The following is a 20,290-nucleotide window of genomic DNA, read 5'->3' as shown; positions in this document are numbered from 1 at the left end:
CTATGTTTCACCCTTTTTCTATAACAGAAACAATAAGTATTGCGTGGCATATTTTAAAAAGGAATATTGCCACCATTGCCGTGTATTCGCTTATTGCCTTTGTTATTGTTATAGGTGCGGGCTTTGTTATTTATGATCTGCTGAATGATGAGATCCTGACCTCTATTGGCATTGTATTGCTGTTAGTAGGCATAAGCTTTATATTTTTAGGCTTTATCAAATTAATTTTTCAGCTTATTGATAAAGAGTTTTACGACTTTGGCTTTAATGATATTGTTCCCAAAGTAAAAATGCTGATGAGCTACCTTATTTTGCTGGTAATTGTGAGTACGCTTGCCGTGATCATGACCAATGGCATTAAACTGCTGGGCGATGGCATTGTACAAAGCATTTTAGGCATCTGTATATTTTTGTTTATCCAGTTCTTTTTCCTTTTCTATTTTCCTATCTGTGCCTGCTTTATTGTTGATGATCAGTCGGGCCCGTTTGAGTCTGTTGTGCAAAGCTTCAGCCTTATAAAGGGTAATTTTGTTAAATATTTCTTACTATTTCTCCTTATTGAAGGCATGGTGCTTGTAGGTTCAATTACCCGTATCGGGATGATATTTGTAGTGCCATTTGTAAACATCCTGTTAGTTGTGGCTTACCGTAAATTGGTTTACAGCCACCTTGACGTGGATGATGACATTACCGAAACGCTATAATTTATGGGACTAAAGGCAGCATTAAGCAAACCTTTTGCCGCTATTGTAAACAGCCAGTTAAACAAGCTACGCAAAAACGCAGTTGATCTTCAGCAAAAAACTTTTGAATACCTGGTTAGCCAGGGTAAAAATACATCGTTTGGCAAAACCCACCGTTTTGACCTGATCAAAACTTATGATGATTTTAAAAAGAGCGTACCCGTATATGATTACGAAGACCTTCGCCCCTATATTGACCGTGTTACCCATGGCGAAGAAAACGTTTTATGGCCAGGTAAGCCCGCCTATCTGGCTAAAACATCAGGAACCACATCGGGTGTAAAATATATCCCTATATCAAAAGAGAGCATGCCCCAGCATACTAAGGCTGCGCGTAATGCCTTATTAAGTTATGTGCACGAAACCGGCAATGCTGATTTTGTTGATGGCAAAATGATATTTCTGCAAGGCAGCCCTGTGCTTGATGTAAAGGCCGGTATTTCAGTAGGGCGTTTGTCGGGCATTGTTGCCCACCATGTGCCTGCCTACCTGCAAAAAAACCGCCTGCCGAGCTACGAAGTTAACTGTATGGACGATTGGGAACTAAAGGTTGATGCCATTGTTGCCGAAACTAAAAACGAGGATATGCGCCTTATATCAGGCATACCACCCTGGTGCCAAATGTATTTCGACAGGCTATCCACGGTTTCGGGCGGTAAAAAAATAAAAGACATTTTCCCAAACTTTAAGCTGTTTGTACACGGCGGCGTTAATTTTGAACCTTACCGCGCCCGTATGGAAGAAAGTATTGGCTTCCCTATTGATTCGATAGAAACTTACCCGGCTTCCGAAGGTTTTATTGCCTTCCAGGATTCCCAAAAGGAAAAGGGATTGTTACTGATGGTAGACTCGGGCATATTTTATGAGTTTGTACCCGCCGAAGAGTTTTTTAACGACGCCCCCACCCGCATCAGCCTGAAAGACATTGAACTTGATAAAAACTATGCTTTGATACTAAATACCAGCGCCGGTTTATGGGGCTACAGTCTTGGCGATACCATTAAGTTTGTATCAAAAGATCCTTATAAAATTGTGGTTACCGGGCGTATTAAGCATTATATATCGGCATTTGGTGAACATGTAATAGGCGAAGAGGTAGAACAAGCACTGATGAGCGTTGCCAATGAGCAGGGGGTTGATGTAATTGAATTTACGGTTGCCCCGCAGGTAAACCCACAAACGGGCGGCCTGCCCTACCACGAGTGGTTTATTGAATTTGGAAAAGAACCTAAAGACCTGAAAACCTTTTCGTTAGCAGTTGATAAGGTATTACAACAAAAAAATATTTACTATTTTGACCTTATTGAGGGTAACATTTTGCAGCCTTTGGTTATCCAATCACTTAAAAAGGATACCTTTATAAATTATATGCGATCTGAAGGGAAACTTGGCGGCCAGAACAAGGTGCCACGTTTAGCTAACGACCGCAAAATTGCCGATGGCTTAACCAATTATATTTTGAGTAAAATTTAAGTTTAATGAATAACAAACTTACCCTTGCAAAGCAAAATGCGGTGCCGGGTGAATTGGTTACAAAGTATTCAAAAGCAAGTGAATTAGTATACAAATAAAATTGACCGACACTATAAAAAATATTGCCATACTTGGCTCAACCGGGAGCATAGGCACACAAACATTAGAGGTTATTGGAAATAACCCGGGGCTTTTCAGGCCCTGGCTATTAACTGCCAATAGCAATGCCGATTTGCTGATAGCGCAGGCCATGCAGTTTAATCCTGCACATGTTATTGTTTGCGATGAAAGTAAATACCAATATGTAAAGGATGCACTTGCCAATACAACGGTACAGGTATCGGCAGGGATTGAAGCTATAATTGAAGCCGTTACCCACCCCGATATAAATATTGTACTTACAGCAATGGTGGGCTTTGCAGGTTTACAGCCTACAATTGCCTCTATAAAAGCAGGTAAAGACATTGCTTTAGCTAATAAAGAAACCCTTGTTGTAGCCGGCGAACTGATCACTTCACTTGCCAAAAAGCATAATGTTAATATTTTACCAGTTGATTCTGAGCACTCGGCCATATTTCAATGCCTTACCGGCGAAGCTGATAACAAGATTGAAAAGATTATCCTTACAGCATCAGGCGGCCCATTCAGGAACAGGTCATTAGCCTACCTGGAAGGTGTTACCCGCGAGGATGCCCTTAAGCATCCTAACTGGGTAATGGGCGCCAAAATAACTATCGACTCGGCATCGTTAATGAACAAGGGGCTTGAGGTTATTGAAGCCAAATGGCTGTTTGATTTGGATGCCGGTCAGATTGATGTTATTGTGCACCCGCAGTCAATCATCCACTCTATGGTACAGTTTCAGGATGGCTCCATCAAGGCGCAAATGGGTTTGCCGGATATGAAACTGCCTATCCAGTATGCCCTGTCCTATCCCGCAAGGATAAAAAACGATTTTAAACGTTTTGATTTTGTGAACTACCCAAATCTGACGTTCGAAAAACCGGACACTGTAACTTTTCGTAATCTTGCATTAGCGTTTGAGGCTTTAAAACAAGGTGGCAACATGCCTTGTATTATTAATGCAGCAAATGAGATAGCCGTTGCCGGATTTTTAAGCAAAAGCATTGGTTTTTTAGCCATGAGTACGGTTATTGAACAATGCATGCAACATATTGTCTTTAAGGCAAGTCCTGATTTGGACGACTATTTGAATACTGATAAAGAAACGCGCATCTTTGCGCAAAATTTAATACACCAAATGCCGTTAAAGGCATTGCAACTTTAATATAACGAATGAGTATAGTTATTATGGTGGGCCAGCTTATACTGGGCCTTTCAATTTTAGTAATTCTGCATGAACTTGGACATTTTTTAGCAGCCCGTGCATTCGGGATCAAGGTTGAAAAATTCTATCTTTTTTTTGATGCCTGGAACTTTAGCTTATTTAAGTTTAATTATAAGGGTGTTGAATACGGTATAGGCTGGCTTCCGCTTGGCGGCTATGTTAAAATTGCCGGTATGATTGATGAATCAATGGATACCGATCAGTTGGCAGGCCCGCCACAGCCCTGGGAGTTCCGTTCAAAACCGGCATGGCAGCGCTTAATTGTAATGCTTGGGGGTATCATCGTTAACATTGTATTAGGCATATTTATATTTTGGGTATTAACCATTCGCTATGGCGAAACTTATATACCAAACGGAGAGGCTAAATACGGTATTGTACCCGGCAAGATCGGCCTGAAAATTGGACTGGAACCCGGCGATAAGATTACCGCTATAAACGGCAAAGAGGTGGTTCGTTTTGAGGAACTGACCAGTACCGAGGTAATATTGGGTAATACCGATCTGACCGTTTTACGTGGCGACCAGACTGTACATGTTAAAGTACCGGGCAATTTAATAAATGATCTGTCTGATATGGGCATCGACCAGTTTATCAGCCGTATCCCGCGCTCTAAATTTGTAATTGACTCAGTAGTGCCGAACAGCTACGCAAATGCAGCAGGTATAATTAAAGGCGACAGCATTACTGCTGTGGATGGGGTTAAGATCCAGTTCTTTGATCAGCTGCAGTCCGAATTAAAAAAATACGCTGGCAAAGAGGCTGTCTTAGAAGTAAAACGCCATAACACAGTTACCCAGTTAACCACCAATGTTAACAGCGAAGGTACACTTGGTTTTAAAGATGGCCGCACAGGTATAGCAGCCAAATTTACCCAGCCGAAAGAAAAAGTATTAAAATATGGTTTCTTTGGTTCATTGCCTATTGGTGCCAACAAAGCTATCGGAACGTTTACTGATAATGCCAAAGGCCTTGGTAAGGTATTTAAAGGCGAAGTTAAGTTTAATAAAGCAGTAAGCGGCCCTGTAGCCATTGCAACCATGTTTGGCAGCCACATTGACTGGATCCGTTTCTGGAGCCTGGTGGGCTTCCTGTCAATGGTATTAGCCTTAACTAACCTGTTGCCTATCCCTGCGCTTGATGGCGGTCACTCTTTATTCCTGATAATTGAGATGATAAAAGGAAAACCACTGAGTGATAAATTTTTAGAACGCTCACAAATAGTAGGTTTTGTAATATTGGTTACCCTTATGGTATTTGTATTTGGAAACGATATTGTAAAAATATTTGTAAAGAAATAAGTTGTCCTGAATCAGCAAAAAAAAACATTAACAAGCCTTTTCAAAATTTGAAAAGGCTTGTTTGTTTTGATATAAATTTAAATTTACCGCATTATGGAAAATCAATTAGCCATCACCATTAATAAATTACAGCATGTAGGTATCCCGGTTACCAATGTTGAAACTTCAAAGGCATTTTACCAGCAATTAGGATTTGCTGAAGCAATGCGATCTCCCTTTACGGTTGAGGGGCAAACAGGTACCTGCGTAATGATGCAGCTTAATGAAATTATAATTGAGCTTTACCAATTGCCCGCCAAACAGCTTGAAGAAATTAAGACACGCAAAAACGGGCACATTGATCATATTGCTTTTGATGTAGATGATGTGGAAGCTGTTTTTGAAACCCTTAAAAATGAAGGATTCAATATAATTGAGGACAGCCCGGTATTTTTACCCTTCTGGAAAAATGGCTGCAAGTACTTTAATATAACAGGGCCGGATAATGAGATCCTGGAGTTTAACCAGATCATTAAATAAAAAAAGCCCCATCATTAAGCTTTATGATTTAAAGCACAATGATGAGGCAGTTATATGATATGAAGTTTAACTATACCAATGTAGTTGAATCAGCTTGTTCAATATCTCTTAAAGTGCGTTCTTTTTTAAAGATGGCTGCACCAATTAAGGCAACAATAGCACCCATAATTGGGGTACCGATTATAACACCAAATACTACAAATATCACACCGTATTTAGTGGTCATTTCCATAGCTTTATCTACCTGATCGGATGATAGTGTACCTTGCTGTACCATTGTTTCGCGGGTGGTTGCCAATGTTTGCGCCCATACCTGTGGGCTCAAAAACGAAAAGTACAGGTACATAAAAACAGCCAATATTACCCCTGCAAAAACTGAATATAAAAAGCCGGGTAAAAAGCCTTCGCCAAAAGTCATAAATCCGCCAAGCTTGTCCCTGTACTCCTTTTGGGTTAGCAACAGCAAGCCAATAAAAGGAAGATAACCTATGTATTTTACTGCGGAGTTCATATCAATATTTAAAAATTGATATACATAGGTTAATACAATGCTTATAACAGCGTAAATAACAGCCCATTTAAAAGCTAAATTAACTGAGCCTGGTTTTGAAGTTTCCATGAAAAAGGTTTAAAGTGATTTTTTGATAATTAATTTAAATGTAATCAATATATATAACTAAGATATTTTTGTTAATATTTTGTTACAAAAAAAGCACCTGCTTTACTAATACAGGTGCTTTGAAATTTCAATTATTCAATACTAAATTTTTTCTTCGGCCGAGTAATAAACAGGCGGGTCCTTTTTAAACAGGGTTCCGAAAATAAGGGCAACCACAAATATCAATACGATATTAATACCCGTACCTGATATTACCTGCCCAACAGTTATATTTTTTTGCTGTGCAAGGTTTTGTTTAATACCGTTAATGTTATCATCAATCTGCTTTTTATTAGCGCCTGGTGTGGTTTTCATTATATCAGATTCGCGGATAAATGCAGCTTCTGTTTTTTCGACCATTTTGGGTTCAATCAGCTTAGCAAAAATTAAATCGCGCCCAATTACCTGGAAAACATAGGCTATAATAAACATAATAAATATGCCCGTAGTTGCCTGCCTGAAAGACCAGTACCCTCCTATTTTTTTGCGCGATACATAGCAAAATACCACCACCATAATAATGGGCAAAATAAAGGAGAAAAGCGTAGGGCTGATAATAAACACCGTTACCGACTCTGTAATGGAGGTTATTAAATAAAACGAGAAGATACTTAAAGTTAACAGCCCCGCTCCTAAGAGCAGGCCGCCTATAATACCGTTCTTCCGTATTTTTTGATCTAAGGTCATTGCGTTAGTTAAAACTGATCAGTATATCCAACACAGCCATATCAAATGCTTTATCAACTGCTGATGTTGCAATTGCAGCTTTTACATCGGCTGTTGGGGTTGTATTTTGAAAAAAGCACATCATCGGGTAAAACAACTCTTTTAATTCAGAATCCTCAGGCAGTTTGGCAGCTACCTTGTTGATCTCAACCGGCGGGCTTTCCATCAGTATCTGGTGCGCTATAACGGGTTCGTAAATGCGGTACTCGTCCTGAAACTCATCTTCGTCTACCAATAAAAACTCTTTCAGGTAATCTTCTAATTCCGGCTCAATATCTTCGTCCTCGCATTCGTTCAAATACAGCAGCAGGTTTAACAGTTCGGTACCACGGTCAAGTGTTTCCTCTTCAATGGCTTCCCACTCCGGGGTATCCAGGTAATCTTCTTCCAGCTTTTTAACGTCGGCACTGAAAAAATTCACCATCAAAAGGTCAAAAAAGATCTCGCGCAGTGATTCCATCTGCGGATAATCGTCAAATGCTTCGTCAAGCAAATCAACTTTTGATAAAAAATCCTCTTCGGATGCAAATACCTCTTCAAACACACCAATAAACGGCGTTGCATCAAAGCTGCTATATTGCGAAAAAGCCTTTAAAGCTGCTTTAATGGCTGAATCTACTTTTTTGTCGATCATAGTTTTGTTATTTAAACAGGTAATTATTATTAGTGGTTAACACTACTTTTCCTTTAAGGTTATGCCCCATAAATGGGGAATTGTATGATTTTGATTTATTTACTTTACGGCTATACTCCCATTCGGCATCAGCATCAAGCAGTACCAGGTTGGCTTCCTGCCCTTCGGCAATTACAGCGGCATCAACATTTAATATGCTGCGTGGATTTATTGAAAGCTTTTGTACAATAGTATCCATATCCAAACCTGCTTTTACAGCCAGTGAAAAGGCTGTTTGCAAACCCGTCATACCATATTCAGCAACTTCAAACTCCACATCTTTAAATTCAATCTCGTGCGGGGTATGCTGTGATACAATGGCATCAATTGTGCCATCTTTTAAGCCTGCTATAAGCGCGTTCACATCGTCCCGGGTACGCAAGGGTGGCTTAACTTTATACTGGCTGTCAAAGCCCGTAAGGGCCTCATCTGTTAACACCAGGTGATGGGCGGCAACATCACAGGTAACTTCAATCCCTTTACGTTTGGCCTCACGAATCAGCTCGACAGATCGCGTGGTTGATATGGTACTGAAATGTATTTTTGAAATGGTGTATTCGGCAAGGTAAAGGTCGCGTGCTATCATCAGTTCCTCGGCTAATGATGGGATACCCTTCATGCCTAACAGCGTGCTTATCTCGCCCTCATTAACCTTGGCTTTCCCGGCAATGGCGGTATCTTCCGGGTACGAGAATATCAGTGCATCAAAACCCTGTGCATACAGCAGGGCGCGCTCCATCAACCCTGCGTCCTGTACCGGCCTGTTACCATCGGTAAATGCCTTGGCACCGCTTAAAAACATATCATACATTTCGGCAAGGTCCTTACCCTCCCGCTTGTGCGATATGGCTCCCAGCGGATATACATCCACCAAATTCTTTTTAGCACGGTTGGTTAAATATTCAATTTCGGCTTTTGAATGTACTGGCGGGATGGTGTTTGGCATTAGCGCGATACCAGTAAAGCCCCCTGCAGCGGCAGCAGCCGTACCTGATTGCAGATCTTCCTTGGTTTCAAGTCCTAACTCGCCGATATTACAGTTCAGGTCAAAAAAACCGGGAGATAAGTACTGGCCTTCGGCATCAATAACTTCGGCATTAGCATCAATATCGGTGGCTATTTTAGTTATAATTCCCTTTTCTATTAAAACATCGGCAGTTTTTTTATTAAAGGGCGAGTTAGGATCAATAATTGTTGCGGATTTAATAAGCAAATTCATTTACGCTGCTTTAAAAGGTGGGTTTGTGTCAGTTTAAACCGGTTGCTTTATGGCTTGCTTTTGGGTTTTATAAAACCTTACCAGCAGTATTTCGGCCCCCAGAAAAATCAATGCCAAAATTATACAAAGTTTCCATAATTGTACGCCGAAATTTGTTTCTGTTATGGCGGCCTGTAATGAGGCCTTGCCGCCTTCCAATACTGCTTTTGCCTGCGGTATAGTTTTAGTAAGCTGCGCACTGGTTAAGTAAGTAAGATCAGACTCGCTTCGATTATCATTAAAGGCAATCGCAGCAACCGTACTATCCTGTTTTTTAAGCTCATAGATCCCTGTTTGCTGCAATTGGTCTGATATATAAAGCAGCGTACTACCCTCCTGCTGTCGGGTATCCGGAATGATGCTTTGGCTACCCTTCACGAGTTTAAGCAATTGCTTTTCGTTAGTTTGAATGGATGATGTTTCAATGGTTTCGTCCTTACCTAAAGTGTAAAACAAAGGTGCATCATGTCCGCTTAGCAATGCTATCCTGAACATGATGGGTACAAACAGCGCGTGGCGGGGCAGGTTGCTAAAATCTTCGTTCAATGCAACTGCCGCTACATACACCTTGCCTTTACCACTGGTGTAACCTGCCCAAAATGGCTTATTACCGGGCAAGGTCATCAGGTTTTCGGTATGGTTATTTGCGGATGTGCTGAACTGGTAATACTTTTTCACCAATGGCAGATCAGGATTTTGCGGAAAATTTTCAAAGATATTTTTAAAAACGCTGCTTTGCAGGTTGATGCCTGTTACTTTTATATCCCCGGTTAACAGCTTTTCGGGCCAGGGAGCATTAAGGGGTTTTAACAAGGCTTGGTAAGTATTCAGATCAGCATCGGCAGCCGGGAAAACAACTAACATCCCCCCCTTGTTAACATAAGTTTTTAGCTGTTGCGATAAGCCCGTTGAAATGGCATTAATATCGCTCAAAATAATAATAGGGTAACTGCTTAAGGCCGCATAATCCACATTGCCATCAGGCACGCGCTTAGCTGCAAAAAAAGGATCAGCCGCAAAAACAGCTTTGAGGTATGGGTTGGGTATACCACCATCTAACAGTAAAACAGGCATTTGCTGCTTTACATTAAAGGTAAAATAAAACTGGTTATCAAACGTAACCGGATTATCCTGCAAGGTTATCTCCGCGCGCTGCCAGCCTGCCTGCAAACCCGAAAAAGTAAGCGTATCATATTGTACCGCCCTTGCATTAACCGTATAACTGCCTAATGCCTTTTGTTGCCAGTTAATCAGCAGCTTTAAGGGAATTTTATCGGCTTTTTGGTCGGCGTAGTTATGAATTCTTATCACTAACTTTTCGCTTTCGCCGGGGCGGTGTATGGCACTCAGCAGGGAAACAGAATCAACAGCCACGTTAGGCAGCGTATTTGCTTTAAGCTGAATAAGATTTATGCTGATCCCTGTATCAGCCTTAACCGGCTGCGGGCTATCCATATTTTTTTGAAAATCAGAGATGATGTAAGCCGAATTGCTGCTCCCCTTTTGCATATTTAGCAGGCTTTGCTGTCGGGATATAATTTGTTGTAGGGTGCGGCTTTGCGCACTTATTTGTACGGCATCAACAGCATCGTTAAACTCATCGCGGCTTAATAAACGCTGATGTTTGCCTTCAAAATCCTGTGTAAGCAGTTGAAACCTGCCGTTAATGGTATAGGCTGCTGCAATTTCTTTGGCGCGGCGCTTAGCTTCGTCAAGCAATGTACCCTCGCGGTTAAGGGTTTGCATGGAGTATGAATTATCAACAAAAATACTAACCGACTGCTGCTTACCCGAATTTGCTGCATTTTGACCGGGGATATAGGGCTTGGCAAAGGCAAAAACCAAAAATGCCAATGCAAGCAATCGCGAAGCTAAAATCAATCTTTCTTTTAAGTTTTTGCGGGATGATTGTTGCTCCTGAACCTCCCTTAAAAATTGCACATTGCTGAAAAATACCTTTTGATACCTGCGAAAATTGAACAAGTGTACAAGTATGGGTATAGCCAGTGTAAGCAATGCAAAAAGAAAGGCAGGATATAAAAAATGCATAGTTTGGTGCTGGATGGGCACTATACAAACTTAGGAAAAATAGCCCCAAATGCAGCTTTCAAAAACTTTTTTTAAGCTTGTTTATTTGTTATGGAAACAAAACACACATGGTAAACTGGCATATAGGCTGTTCGGGATTTCATTATGGAGATTGGAAAGGCAGGTTTTACCCCGAAGGATTGCCGCAGCGCAAATGGTTTGATTACTACTGCGAACATTTTAAAACGCTTGAGCTTAATGTAACTTTTTATCGTTTTCCGCAATTGTCGTTTCTTCAAAACTGGTATCAGAAAAGTCCGCCCGATTTTCGCTTTTCTGTTAAAGCGCCAAGAGCCATTACCCATTATAAAAAGTTCAATGATACTGCTGATCTGATAACCAGTTTTTATGATATCATTAACAATGGCCTGCAGGAAAAATTAGGCCCGGTACTTTTCCAGTTGCCGCCCAGCTTTCATTATGATGAGGAAAAACTTGAAAAAATCATCAACAGCCTGAATCCATCCTTTAAAAATGTGGTAGAATTAAGGCATGCAAGTTGGTGGTGCAATGAGGTTTATGAAAAACTAGCGAAGCATAACATCACTTTTTGTGGCATGAGCCACCCTACACTGCCAGATGCAGTTATTCAGAACACAGACACTGTTTACTACCGTTTTCATGGTGTGCCTACTCTTTACCGGTCGCCCTATTCACATGATTTTTTGCAGCAGATTGTAAATGCTATAAAAGATAATATCCACACAAAAGAAGCCTGGTGTTATTTCAATAACGACTATGATGCCGTGGCAATTGCAAACGCAAAAGACATGATGGGAATGATTTAATTAGCACCGATTGTTATCCCTCGTCCTCATCACTATGGCGACGGTGTTTACGATGTTTCTTTTTATGCTTTTCTTCGTGGTGTTTTTTGGTTTTTTTGGGAGTTGACTCCGACTTAGTTGTAGTTGAAGCCTTAACTACTTTATCAGCAATGGGTTTCTTAGTGCTGGTTGAATCTTTACTCAGCTGCTTTACGGTAAACTCATTATCCCTTAAACCATATTGAAGCTGGCGTTTCTGCCCTGTTGGTTTGGCTGTTTTTCCTGTTCCGTCGTAAATAGGGAACTCACGGATCAACGCACCATCTTTTATATAAAAGTTATCATCGCCCCGGTATCCGGCTCTTTGTGATTTATTCAGTTTCGGAAAATCAAGCTTGTTAACCTTACTGTTGCCAAACTCAAAAGCATAAATATTGGTATAGTTAATAGTATCCTTGCCTGTAGCCTGTATCAGTATTTCAGGGTTGCCGTCAAGGTCCATATCCGAATTGTAAACGTCAACAATATTGCCAACTAAATCTCCCGTAGTGGTAGTAAACTTAGCACCTGCCGAATCGGAATGTAAGATTTCAAAGGCCCCTGTTTTGGTTGAACCACGGCCCCAGCTCAATACATCATAATCCTGCCCCGGCGAAACTTCTATTAATTTATGGTAACGAAAGGGCTCCATCACCACCGGTTTTTTCACCGTGGTAACAGTTGGTGTAGTTGTTTTAGTATCATTACTGCAACCTGCAATAAGGATACAACCCATCATTGTAAATAAATAAAAACTATATTTAAAATTCATAAAGTGCTTTAATTAAACAATATATCAGCAGACAGCTCAGCCTTAGGTTTATCAGGATTGGTCATAAATACCTTTAAAGTACCTGCGCTGCCGGCATCAAAATATTTGATAGTTATTTTATGATAACCTTTTAATAAAGGTACTGCGCCACCCTGATCGTAAACGCTGTGTTTACCATCATTATCAATCACCGGAATATCATCAATAGCTAACGATGAACCATTTGCTGATGCTACCGAGAAGCCATATAAACCATCACTATCAATACGGATAAAGCCCGAATATATTACACCAAAGCCTTTCATATTTTTCTTAAACACTGATGTACTAAAGCTTGGGGCAATGCCTGTGTCAATAACGGCAGCACTTTTTAACTGGGCTAAAGTGGTAAACTCACCTGTAAATAACTGGTATTTGAGGCCCTTAGCAGTACCTGTATAATTGGTAGCAGGCAATGCTGTTTTGTTATAAACAACCTGGCGTGTTGCCTGGCCCACTTTACCTGTTTGAGTTATTACTACGGTTTTTAGTTCGCGGTACTGGTCGGCAGGTACATTGTAGGTCATGGGCATGGTGTATTCAATACCGGTTGCATCTGGTTTGTAACCATCAATGGTATAATAAACCTTAGCTCCCTTTACCGATGGCTTTAGGTTAACTACTAACTGGTTACCGAATATGATAGTATCCTTTACGCCAATTGTTTCAGGCACACGGTAGTTGAATGGCTTTTTGTCTAAAAGGGCTAATTGCGCGGGTACACGCTCATTTGCAAAGTTGGTGTAGTTTTTATTAGCTAAAGGCGTCCATGCTACTTCAGCAAGCGCAAAAAGCCTTGGCAGTATCATGTAATCGGCTTTGTTTTCGGTTGGGATATATTCCGTCCATAAATTGGCCTGTACACCCAAAATAAACTTTTGCTGATCTGCGGTTAAAACTGCAGGTGTTGGATTGTAGCTGTAGATCCTGCTTAGGGGATCAAAGCCGCCTATGCTTAAAGGCTCCAGGTTTGATTTACCCTGCTGCTGATCTATATATAAACCACCGCTGCCGGGCGTCATCACCACGTTATGGCTTTGCTGTGCTGCCGCAATACCGCCAGCCTCGCCCCGCCAGCTCATTACGGTTGCATTGGGCGACAAGCCACCTTCCAAAATCTCGTCCCAGCCTATAATGCTTCGGCCTTTTGAGTTCACAAACTTTTCAATACGCTGTATAAAATAGCTTTGCAGCTTATCTTCAGGACTTTCTTTATCACCCCCTTTATCCAACTTTAATTTTTTGATCAGTTGCTGGCAAAATGGCGATTTTTTCCAGGCATCTTTTGGCACTTCATCACCACCCACATGTATGTACTTACCCGGGAACAAGGCCATCACCTCGGTTAAAACATCCTGAAGGAAATTAAAGGTTTGATCAGACGGGCTATAGATATTATGGAAAACGCCCCAGGTTTCGGCAACCTTGTAAGGCAGTGATGGATCACAACCTAATTCGGGATAGGCTGCTAACACAGCTTCTGAGTGGCCCGGCATTTCAATTTCGGGCACAATGTTGATATACCTTTCTGCCGCATATTTTACCACCTCCCTAATCTGATCCTGTGTGTAATAACCGCCATAAGGCGTATTATCAAACTGCTGCGGGGTACGGTCATGGTAGTTACCAATAACCGTTTGCGCGCGCTGGCTGCTTACCTGGGTTAGTTTTGGGTATTTTTTTATTTCGATGCGCCAGCCCTGGTCGTCGGTTAAATGCCAGTGAAAGTTATTGAGCTTATAGGCTGCCATCAGGTCGATATATTTTTTAACAAACTCAACCGAGAAAAAATGACGGCTAACATCAAGCATCATACCCCTGTAACCAAAACGCGGATAATCCTCTATTTGCAAGGCAGGCAGCTTAGCTACAGCCGTACGTTCGGCAGGGATCAGTTGAATGAGGGTTTGAATGCCATAAAACAAACCTGCGCCTTTACCTGCAATAATTACCTGCTGCGGGGTAATGGTTAAACGATAACCTTCGGCTGGCAAGCCATCGGTACCAGCGGAAGTTAACACTATAGTATTTGGTGTGCTTGCGCCTGTATTTGCTTTAAGCTGAACATGCAGCATAGCTTTATTTTGCAGATAATCCGTCAAAAAAAGCACGGCTTTATTATTTAAACTGTCGGCACGTATGGTAGTTTCCTGGCTGAGGATAAACTCACCACTTGCTTTTTTAACAGAAACCGGGGCCGGGATGATACCCATATTGGGATCAGTATCTTGTGCGTTTACCAAACCGGTAGCAAAAGCCGTGCAGATACACAGCGATAGAAAGGCTTTTTTTAGCATAAAGAAATTTAGTTCAGATAATTATGAGATGGTGAAGATAGCAGATTTTGGAAAAAAACATCCCTGTACAGATGTAAAAAATCTGTATCTAAATAAAAAAGTCACCCCGGTTTTACGGGATGACTTTGTATTATTTCTTTTCTTCGGTTGCGGCAACCGGAGTGGTTACTGTTTTACTTGGATTGTGTGGACGGGTTTTACCGTATGAGCCCATTGCAATTTTGCCCTTGCGCGTTTTTTTATCGCCTTTTCCCATGTTATTTATTGGTTTTGATGTGTTTATCAATATTACAATAAATATAACCGCCTGCCGGGCTGATTGTTTACAATATGTTAATTAAATGTGAATCAGAATTTCAGAATCAATGAGTTTCAAACTCCTGTCAAGCTAATTCAAGCACTTCATTAAACTTATGCAGTAACAACATGCTGTTTAGCAGCAAGGTAGCGTTCGGCATCAATAGCCGCCATACAACCACTGCCCGCAGCAGTTACAGCCTGGCGGTAAATATGATCCTGTGCATCGCCGCAGCAAAACACACCTTCAACGTTAGTGGTGGTTGATCCCGGTGTGGTTTTGATATACCCGGTTTCGTCCATGTGGATCCAGCCTTTAAAAATATCTGTATTAGGATGATGACCTATTGCCACAAAAAATCCGGTTACATCTAAAGTTTTTTCTTCGTTTGTAATGTTGTTAATTACGGTTACACCAGTTACGGCTTGTCCGTCGCCAATAATCTCTTTGGTTTCGGTATTGTATAGCAACTCAATATTTGGCGTGTTCAATACGCGGCTTGCCATAGCTTTTGAAGCCCTGAACTCATCGCGCCTAACTATCATGTATACCTTGCGGCAAAGCTTGGCCAAATAGGTTGCTTCTTCGGCAGCCGTATCACCTGCTCCTACTATGGCAACATCCTGTCCCTTAAAAAAGAAACCATCGCATACAGCACATGCCGAAACACCAAAGCCACTATATTTTTGTTCAGACTCCAGGCCCAGCCATTTTGCTGATGCACCTGTTGAAATAATAACAGTATCGGCAGTTATGGTTTTTACATCATCAACCACCACTTTATGCGGCAGGCTCGAAAAATCAACCGAGCTTACATAACCGAAACGAATCTCTGCGCCTAAACGCTCAGCCTGTTTGCGGAAATCTTCCATCATTTCGGGGCCCATTATACCATTAGGGTAACCCGGATAGTTCTCAACATCAGTTGTTTGTGTAAGCTGGCCACCTGCAAGCAAACCAGTATACATAACCGGTTTAAGATCAGCACGTGAAGCATAAATTGCAGCAGTATAACCCGCCGGACCAGAGCCTATGATAAGGCATTTAACATGTTCGATATTTTGAGACATTGGAATTTTTAAAATTGATGTACAAAAGTAAGAAAAAAGAAGATTTTATTGGTCAGAAGGTAGTAAACTTAATATGAATTAAGGCCCTACGTCTAATGTGTTTTTAAAATTTAGTTGTCTTTCATGATAAAAACTTAAGCTGAGCCATCCATTATTTATAGTATTTTTATCAATAGAAATTTTCATAACGTAATCTATAATACATGGAACTCCATCATAGCTTTGCGGTTTAACTTTTTTCATGTCCTTTAAAACCTCTAATATAATGCTATCTATTTCCGGAGAATATGATTTAATAATAGTAGGATTTATTATATTTCCTTTAGCACCTACTATGAATCTCACACTCACATATCCATTTAATTGTTGCTTATAAGGAAGTATTTTTTGAAATAAATCATCTTTTAAATCCATAATAGAAAAAAAGAGCGGTTGAAAATGAACAACCTTTTTAACCAGTTTATTATTCAAATAAGTATTTGTGGTAAAAGGAACATTAAGTGTATCGAAGCCAAATGTATTCCATTCACCATCTTTTTTATTATCAATATAATTACCCTCTTCCGTTACGTAATTATTATAATGATAATCATAGCACCTATACCTACCATTTAGTTTAGATTCTTTAAAAACGAATGAATACTTTTTAACCCCTTTTTTCCAATAGTCAACCCACATCCCTGTTTTAACTCCATTTAAAAAATAGCCAACTCTATAAACATAGTTACCTGTTTCAGTAAGCAGAGCACTATCTAACCCTGCAGGGTTAATTCTATTCATATAATATTTGAATTTTCCATTTGGAATAGAAAGAAGTTCATCTTTATAAGTACCCTCTGTAAGGATAGTATCTTTCATATCATAGGTTAAAACATGGTAGGCAGTATCTGAAAGTTTTTCAATCAGATCATAAGAAACAGCATGCTTAGAGTTTGTGGTAAATTTCCCATCAGCGTTAACATAAATTTTACTTACCTGCGCAAAGACACCTAAAGTAAAAAACAGAGTTGCAGTTAATATAAAACAGAATTTCATTAATGATAAGTTATCGGTAAGCAAATATATCCTATTTACCTGTGTTCGCTTTAAAAACACGTAAAAAGTTACCGCCGAGGATTTTATCAACATCTTTTTCTGTGTAACCAAGCTTTAGCAGTTCAGCAGTTATTTTAGGGTAATCGGCAACGCTATCCATACCAAGCGGGTATGATTCAGCGCCATCAAAGTCTGAGCCTATGCCTACGTGTTCAACGCCTATCAGTTTGGCTATGTAGTCGATATGTTTAATCAGCAGGCTTAATGGTGGCCTTATTTTATCCGATTCGGTTTTATAAATAGCATTAAGCCTGATATTTGCCAAATCGCCATCATGATAAATTTGAGTCAGCGAATCCAATTCGGCCTTGTGCTGATGCAGAAATACGGCCACTTTTGCCGAGTAGGTACTATCAACAAAGCCACTGTAAAAATTAACGCAAACAACTCCCCCGTTTTTAGCAAGCGCACGCAACTGATCATCCTTTAAATTACGGCGGTTAGGGTCAATGCTGTAAGCACAACTGTGCGATGCTATAACTGGCTTTGTAGTGGTTGCCAGCACATCATAAAAGGTACGTTCGCCAACGTGCGATACATCAACCATTACACCCAGACCGTTGAGGTGTTTTACTATTTGCTTACCATAATCGGTTAAGCCTAAATGTTTCAATGAATCTTTTTTAGTGACCTCATCCCGTGCAGAGGTAGCCCACGAGGTACTGTTGTTCCATGTCAAGGTTAAATAGCGCATGCCGCGTTTGGCAAGGCTATCCATATAATCCATCCTGTCTTCAATCATGTGGCCGCCTTCAACACCAATCATGGCTGCCATTTTTTGCTGTTTAACTGCTTTTTCAAGCTCCTTACTATTGCGCACCAGTGTTATTTTATCCGGATAGCGGGCAATAAGCGCATACAAGGAGTCGATTTCACGATTGGCAAATGCAAAGGCTGCACCCTTGCAATATTCCTCGCCGCACCAAATGGAAAACATTTGTCCGTCAAGCCCCCCTTGTTTTGCACGCACCAAATCAAAATTACCTGTGCTTTGCAGTTGGCCAACATCCTGTTTGGTTATTAAAATATTGGATAGGATGTCGTTATGCGTATCAACCAAAATCGCTTTTTGATGGATCTGCATAGCGGTTTGACAATAAGCCTGGTTAAGCAGTAATAGCAGGAAGGGCAGCAGCAGTTTTTTCATGCTGGAAGATAAGAAAAATTGCAGATACAGTATACTTTGTTCTACTTAATACATCATGTAATTGCGATGTCGAAGAAACAAGTAATCGCAAACTATGCAAATCGAATATGCTCAGCGGCTCTGTACAGTCGGGTATTGCTTCGCTATCGCTCGCAAGGACGCGCGGCTTGAAATCCATTACCGTCATTGCGATGAAGCACGGAGAAGCAATCGCAAAACTATGCAGATCGAACATGCTCAGCAGCCTTGTACTTCGGGATCGTTCCTTCATCGTAAGGACGAATTGAGAATAGTCCCACTTATCATCTTCCTTGAATTAGGTCTGTATTATCCCCACATTAAAAGCTTTTTCTATAGGTGCATGGTTGGCTGCCTCAATACCCATCGAAATTACTTTACGGGTTTCTAAAGGGTCAATAATCCCATCAACCCAAAGCCTTGCTGATGCATAATAAGGGGTGGTTTGCGCATTATACCTATCTGTAGTTTGCTTTAAAAGGTCGGCTTCTTTTTGCGCATCAATTTCTTCGCCTTTGGCCTTTAAACCTGCTGCCTGCATTTGTACTAATGTTTTTGCTGCCGATGCGCCACCCATAACCGCAATTTTAGCGGTTGGCCAGGCATATATCAGCCGCGGATCATAAGCCTTACCGCACATGGCATAATTACCTGCACCATAAGAGTTACCTATTACAATGGTAAATTTGGGAACTACCGAATTAGCAACTGCATTAACCATTTTGGCACCATCCTTAATTATACCGCCATGCTCGGCACGGCTGCCCACCATAAAGCCGGTAACATCCTGCAAAAATACCAGCGGAATCTTTTTTTGATTACAGTTCATGATAAAACGTGTGGCTTTATCGGCCGAATCTGAATAGATCACCCCGCCAAACTGCATTTCGCCTTTTTTTGATTTGATCACTTTGCGCTGGTTGGCCACTATCCCAACTGCCCAGCCATCAATACGGCCTAAACCACAAATGATAGACTGCCCGTAACCCTCCTTATATTCCTCAAAGGCCGAATCATCCAGCAACCGTTTAATGATGTCGTTCATATCATAAGCTGCGTCCCTGGTTTCGGGCAATATGCCATAAATATCCTTTGGATCGAGTTTTGGCGCTAAAGCTTTTATCCTGTCGAAACCGGCTTTGGTAAAATCGCCGACCATGCTCATAATATTACGGATAGAATCCAGACAAGCCTGATCATTAGGGTGCTTATAATCAGTAACGCCCGATATTTCGCATTGCGTAGTGGCGCCACCTAAAGTTTCATTATCCACATCTTCGCCAATAGCCGATTTTACCAGGTATGATCCCGCTAAAAAAACAGACCCGGTACCTTCAACTATCATGGCTTCATCACTCATGATAGGCAGATAAGCCCCGCCTGCAACACATGAGCCCATAATAGCCGAGATCTGGATGATACCCATGCTGCTCATTATGGCATTATTGCGAAAAATGCGGCCAAAATGTTCCTTATCAGGAAAAATCTCATCCTGCAAAGGCAAATACACCCCTGCCGAATCAACCAGGTAAATAATGGGCAGGCGGTTTTCCATCGCAATTTCCTGCGCACGTAAATTCTTTTTGGCGGTGATAGGGAACCATGCACCCGCCTTAACAGTAGCATCATTAGCAACAACCACACATTGCCTGCCCGATACATAACCTATACCGCACACCACCCCGCCCGATGGGCAGCCGCCATGCTCGGCATACATACCTTCGCCAACAAAGGCACCAATTTCAAGCCAGGGTTTATCCTTATCAATCAGGTAGGCTACACGCTCGCGGGCAAGCATTTTACCTTTTTCTTTTTGTTTAGCGGCAGCCTTTTCGCCACCGCCCAGGTATACCTTTTTAAGCCTGGTGTTCAGCTCATAAACAAGCTGTTTATTTATATCTTCATTCTTGTTAAACTGGATATCCATAATTGGTTTTTATAGGAAATGTAATTTTAGGCAA

Annotated in this window: 18 protein-coding genes; 6 read left to right on the top strand and 12 right to left on the bottom strand. The window is 41.1% G+C overall.

All coding sequences use genetic code 11. The annotated features are described in order from the left end of the window. Positions 1 to 2 precede the first annotated feature (2 nt). From ACQY4U_RS11535 to ACQY4U_RS11515, 5 genes are all read left to right on the top strand, one after another. Entirely contained in the window at positions 3 to 704 is a 702-nt protein-coding gene (locus ACQY4U_RS11535) for a hypothetical protein (protein WP_428329562.1), read from the top strand. 3 nt (positions 705 to 707) lie between these two features. Next, a complete protein-coding gene (locus ACQY4U_RS11530) occupies positions 708 to 2,216 on the top strand; it encodes a GH3 auxin-responsive promoter family protein (RefSeq protein WP_428329561.1) in 1,509 nt (502 codons plus the stop codon). A 100-nt stretch (positions 2,217 to 2,316) separates the two neighbouring features. Next, complete coding sequence (locus tag ACQY4U_RS11525; RefSeq protein ID WP_428329560.1) at positions 2,317 to 3,504, top strand: 1-deoxy-D-xylulose-5-phosphate reductoisomerase; 1,188 nt, start codon at positions 2,317 to 2,319, stop codon at positions 3,502 to 3,504. Between the two features lie 8 nt (positions 3,505 to 3,512). Then, on the top strand, positions 3,513 to 4,865 hold the full coding sequence (gene rseP, locus ACQY4U_RS11520; RefSeq protein WP_428329559.1) for an RIP metalloprotease RseP: 1,353 nt from the start codon (positions 3,513 to 3,515) through the stop codon (positions 4,863 to 4,865). 93 nt (positions 4,866 to 4,958) lie between these two features. Further along, positions 4,959 to 5,384, top strand: coding sequence for a VOC family protein (locus ACQY4U_RS11515; protein WP_428329558.1), 426 nt, complete (start codon positions 4,959 to 4,961; stop codon positions 5,382 to 5,384). Between the two features lie 70 nt (positions 5,385 to 5,454). On the opposite strand, the gene ACQY4U_RS11510 is transcribed toward ACQY4U_RS11515, so the two are convergent. From ACQY4U_RS11510 to ACQY4U_RS11490, 5 genes are all read right to left on the bottom strand, one after another. After that, a complete protein-coding gene (locus ACQY4U_RS11510) occupies positions 5,455 to 6,003 on the bottom strand; it encodes a DUF4199 domain-containing protein (RefSeq protein WP_428329557.1) in 549 nt (182 codons plus the stop codon). A 141-nt stretch (positions 6,004 to 6,144) separates the two neighbouring features. Continuing rightward, positions 6,145 to 6,729, bottom strand: coding sequence for a DUF4199 domain-containing protein (locus ACQY4U_RS11505; protein ID WP_428329556.1), 585 nt, complete (start codon positions 6,727 to 6,729; stop codon positions 6,145 to 6,147). Positions 6,730 to 6,733: 4 nt separating this feature from the next. After that, positions 6,734 to 7,402 carry a hypothetical protein gene (locus ACQY4U_RS11500; RefSeq protein WP_428329555.1) on the bottom strand — a complete coding sequence of 223 codons (669 nt, stop codon included), beginning with the start codon at positions 7,400 to 7,402 and terminating at the stop codon, positions 6,734 to 6,736. A 7-nt stretch (positions 7,403 to 7,409) separates the two neighbouring features. Next, positions 7,410 to 8,660: a dihydroorotase gene (locus tag ACQY4U_RS11495; protein WP_428329554.1), complete on the bottom strand. Its 1,251-nt coding sequence runs from the start codon at positions 8,658 to 8,660 to the stop codon at positions 7,410 to 7,412. A gap of 33 nt (positions 8,661 to 8,693) precedes the next feature. Next, positions 8,694 to 10,748: a BatA domain-containing protein gene (locus ACQY4U_RS11490; RefSeq protein WP_428329553.1), complete on the bottom strand. Its 2,055-nt coding sequence runs from the start codon at positions 10,746 to 10,748 to the stop codon at positions 8,694 to 8,696. Positions 10,749 to 10,855: 107 nt separating this feature from the next. Between ACQY4U_RS11490 and ACQY4U_RS11485 the strand changes: the two genes are divergently transcribed. After that, positions 10,856 to 11,575 carry a DUF72 domain-containing protein gene (locus ACQY4U_RS11485; RefSeq protein WP_428329552.1) on the top strand — a complete coding sequence of 240 codons (720 nt, stop codon included), beginning with the start codon at positions 10,856 to 10,858 and terminating at the stop codon, positions 11,573 to 11,575. Between the two features lie 13 nt (positions 11,576 to 11,588). On the opposite strand, the gene ACQY4U_RS11480 is transcribed toward ACQY4U_RS11485, so the two are convergent. The 7 genes from ACQY4U_RS11480 to ACQY4U_RS11450 all read right to left on the bottom strand — a co-directional run bounded on the left by ACQY4U_RS11480 (position 11,589) and on the right by ACQY4U_RS11450 (position 20,256). Continuing rightward, complete coding sequence (locus ACQY4U_RS11480) at positions 11,589 to 12,365, bottom strand: hypothetical protein (protein ID WP_428329551.1); 777 nt, start codon at positions 12,363 to 12,365, stop codon at positions 11,589 to 11,591. A gap of 8 nt (positions 12,366 to 12,373) precedes the next feature. Next, the gene (locus tag ACQY4U_RS11475) at positions 12,374 to 14,701 is read right to left on the bottom strand and encodes a family 20 glycosylhydrolase (RefSeq protein WP_428329550.1); all 2,328 of its coding nucleotides are present in this window, start codon (positions 14,699 to 14,701) and stop codon (positions 12,374 to 12,376) included. Positions 14,702 to 14,831: 130 nt separating this feature from the next. Continuing rightward, complete coding sequence (locus ACQY4U_RS11470) at positions 14,832 to 14,957, bottom strand: 30S ribosomal protein THX (protein ID WP_428329549.1); 126 nt, start codon at positions 14,955 to 14,957, stop codon at positions 14,832 to 14,834. A 155-nt stretch (positions 14,958 to 15,112) separates the two neighbouring features. Beyond that, the gene (gene trxB / locus ACQY4U_RS11465) at positions 15,113 to 16,069 is read right to left on the bottom strand and encodes a thioredoxin-disulfide reductase (RefSeq protein ID WP_428329548.1); all 957 of its coding nucleotides are present in this window, start codon (positions 16,067 to 16,069) and stop codon (positions 15,113 to 15,115) included. 78 nt (positions 16,070 to 16,147) lie between these two features. Then, on the bottom strand, positions 16,148 to 17,104 hold the full coding sequence (locus ACQY4U_RS11460; RefSeq protein ID WP_428329547.1) for a hypothetical protein: 957 nt from the start codon (positions 17,102 to 17,104) through the stop codon (positions 16,148 to 16,150). Positions 17,105 to 17,135: 31 nt separating this feature from the next. After that, positions 17,136 to 18,311 carry a dipeptidase gene (locus ACQY4U_RS11455; protein WP_428329546.1) on the bottom strand — a complete coding sequence of 392 codons (1,176 nt, stop codon included), beginning with the start codon at positions 18,309 to 18,311 and terminating at the stop codon, positions 17,136 to 17,138. Between the two features lie 316 nt (positions 18,312 to 18,627). Next, positions 18,628 to 20,256 carry an acyl-CoA carboxylase subunit beta gene (locus ACQY4U_RS11450; RefSeq protein WP_428329545.1) on the bottom strand — a complete coding sequence of 543 codons (1,629 nt, stop codon included), beginning with the start codon at positions 20,254 to 20,256 and terminating at the stop codon, positions 18,628 to 18,630. Positions 20,257 to 20,290: the final 34 nt, after the last annotated feature.

The organism is Mucilaginibacter sp., assembly GCF_965277465.1.
Classification (GTDB): Bacteria; Bacteroidota; Bacteroidia; order Sphingobacteriales; family Sphingobacteriaceae; genus Mucilaginibacter.
The sequence above is the reverse complement of the archived record's forward strand: the minus strand, read 5'-3'. Positions and strand labels throughout refer to the sequence as shown.

What these genes read in the sequence shown, in the direction of transcription:
- ACQY4U_RS11460 (WP_428329547.1), bottom strand. Translation starts at nt 17,104, where the DNA reads ATGAAATTCTGTTTTATATTAACTGCAACTCTGTTTTTTACTTTAGGT.
- ACQY4U_RS11530 (WP_428329561.1), top strand. Translation starts at nt 708, where the DNA reads ATGGGACTAAAGGCAGCATTAAGCAAACCTTTTGCCGCTATTGTAAAC.
- trxB (WP_428329548.1), bottom strand. Translation starts at nt 16,069, where the DNA reads ATGTCTCAAAATATCGAACATGTTAAATGCCTTATCATAGGCTCTGGT.
- ACQY4U_RS11480 (WP_428329551.1), bottom strand. Translation starts at nt 12,365, where the DNA reads ATGAATTTTAAATATAGTTTTTATTTATTTACAATGATGGGTTGTATC.
- ACQY4U_RS11510 (WP_428329557.1), bottom strand. Translation starts at nt 6,003, where the DNA reads ATGGAAACTTCAAAACCAGGCTCAGTTAATTTAGCTTTTAAATGGGCT.
- ACQY4U_RS11470 (WP_428329549.1), bottom strand. Translation starts at nt 14,957, where the DNA reads ATGGGAAAAGGCGATAAAAAAACGCGCAAGGGCAAAATTGCAATGGGC.
- rseP (WP_428329559.1), top strand. Translation starts at nt 3,513, where the DNA reads ATGAGTATAGTTATTATGGTGGGCCAGCTTATACTGGGCCTTTCAATT.
- ACQY4U_RS11485 (WP_428329552.1), top strand. Translation starts at nt 10,856, where the DNA reads ATGGTAAACTGGCATATAGGCTGTTCGGGATTTCATTATGGAGATTGG.
- ACQY4U_RS11450 (WP_428329545.1), bottom strand. Translation starts at nt 20,256, where the DNA reads ATGGATATCCAGTTTAACAAGAATGAAGATATAAATAAACAGCTTGTT.
- ACQY4U_RS11455 (WP_428329546.1), bottom strand. Translation starts at nt 18,311, where the DNA reads ATGAAAAAACTGCTGCTGCCCTTCCTGCTATTACTGCTTAACCAGGCT.
- ACQY4U_RS11505 (WP_428329556.1), bottom strand. Translation starts at nt 6,729, where the DNA reads ATGACCTTAGATCAAAAAATACGGAAGAACGGTATTATAGGCGGCCTG.
- ACQY4U_RS11475 (WP_428329550.1), bottom strand. Translation starts at nt 14,701, where the DNA reads ATGCTAAAAAAAGCCTTTCTATCGCTGTGTATCTGCACGGCTTTTGCT.
- ACQY4U_RS11495 (WP_428329554.1), bottom strand. Translation starts at nt 8,660, where the DNA reads ATGAATTTGCTTATTAAATCCGCAACAATTATTGATCCTAACTCGCCC.
- ACQY4U_RS11490 (WP_428329553.1), bottom strand. Translation starts at nt 10,748, where the DNA reads ATGCATTTTTTATATCCTGCCTTTCTTTTTGCATTGCTTACACTGGCT.
- ACQY4U_RS11535 (WP_428329562.1), top strand. Translation starts at nt 3, where the DNA reads ATGTTTCACCCTTTTTCTATAACAGAAACAATAAGTATTGCGTGGCAT.
- ACQY4U_RS11515 (WP_428329558.1), top strand. Translation starts at nt 4,959, where the DNA reads ATGGAAAATCAATTAGCCATCACCATTAATAAATTACAGCATGTAGGT.
- ACQY4U_RS11500 (WP_428329555.1), bottom strand. Translation starts at nt 7,402, where the DNA reads ATGATCGACAAAAAAGTAGATTCAGCCATTAAAGCAGCTTTAAAGGCT.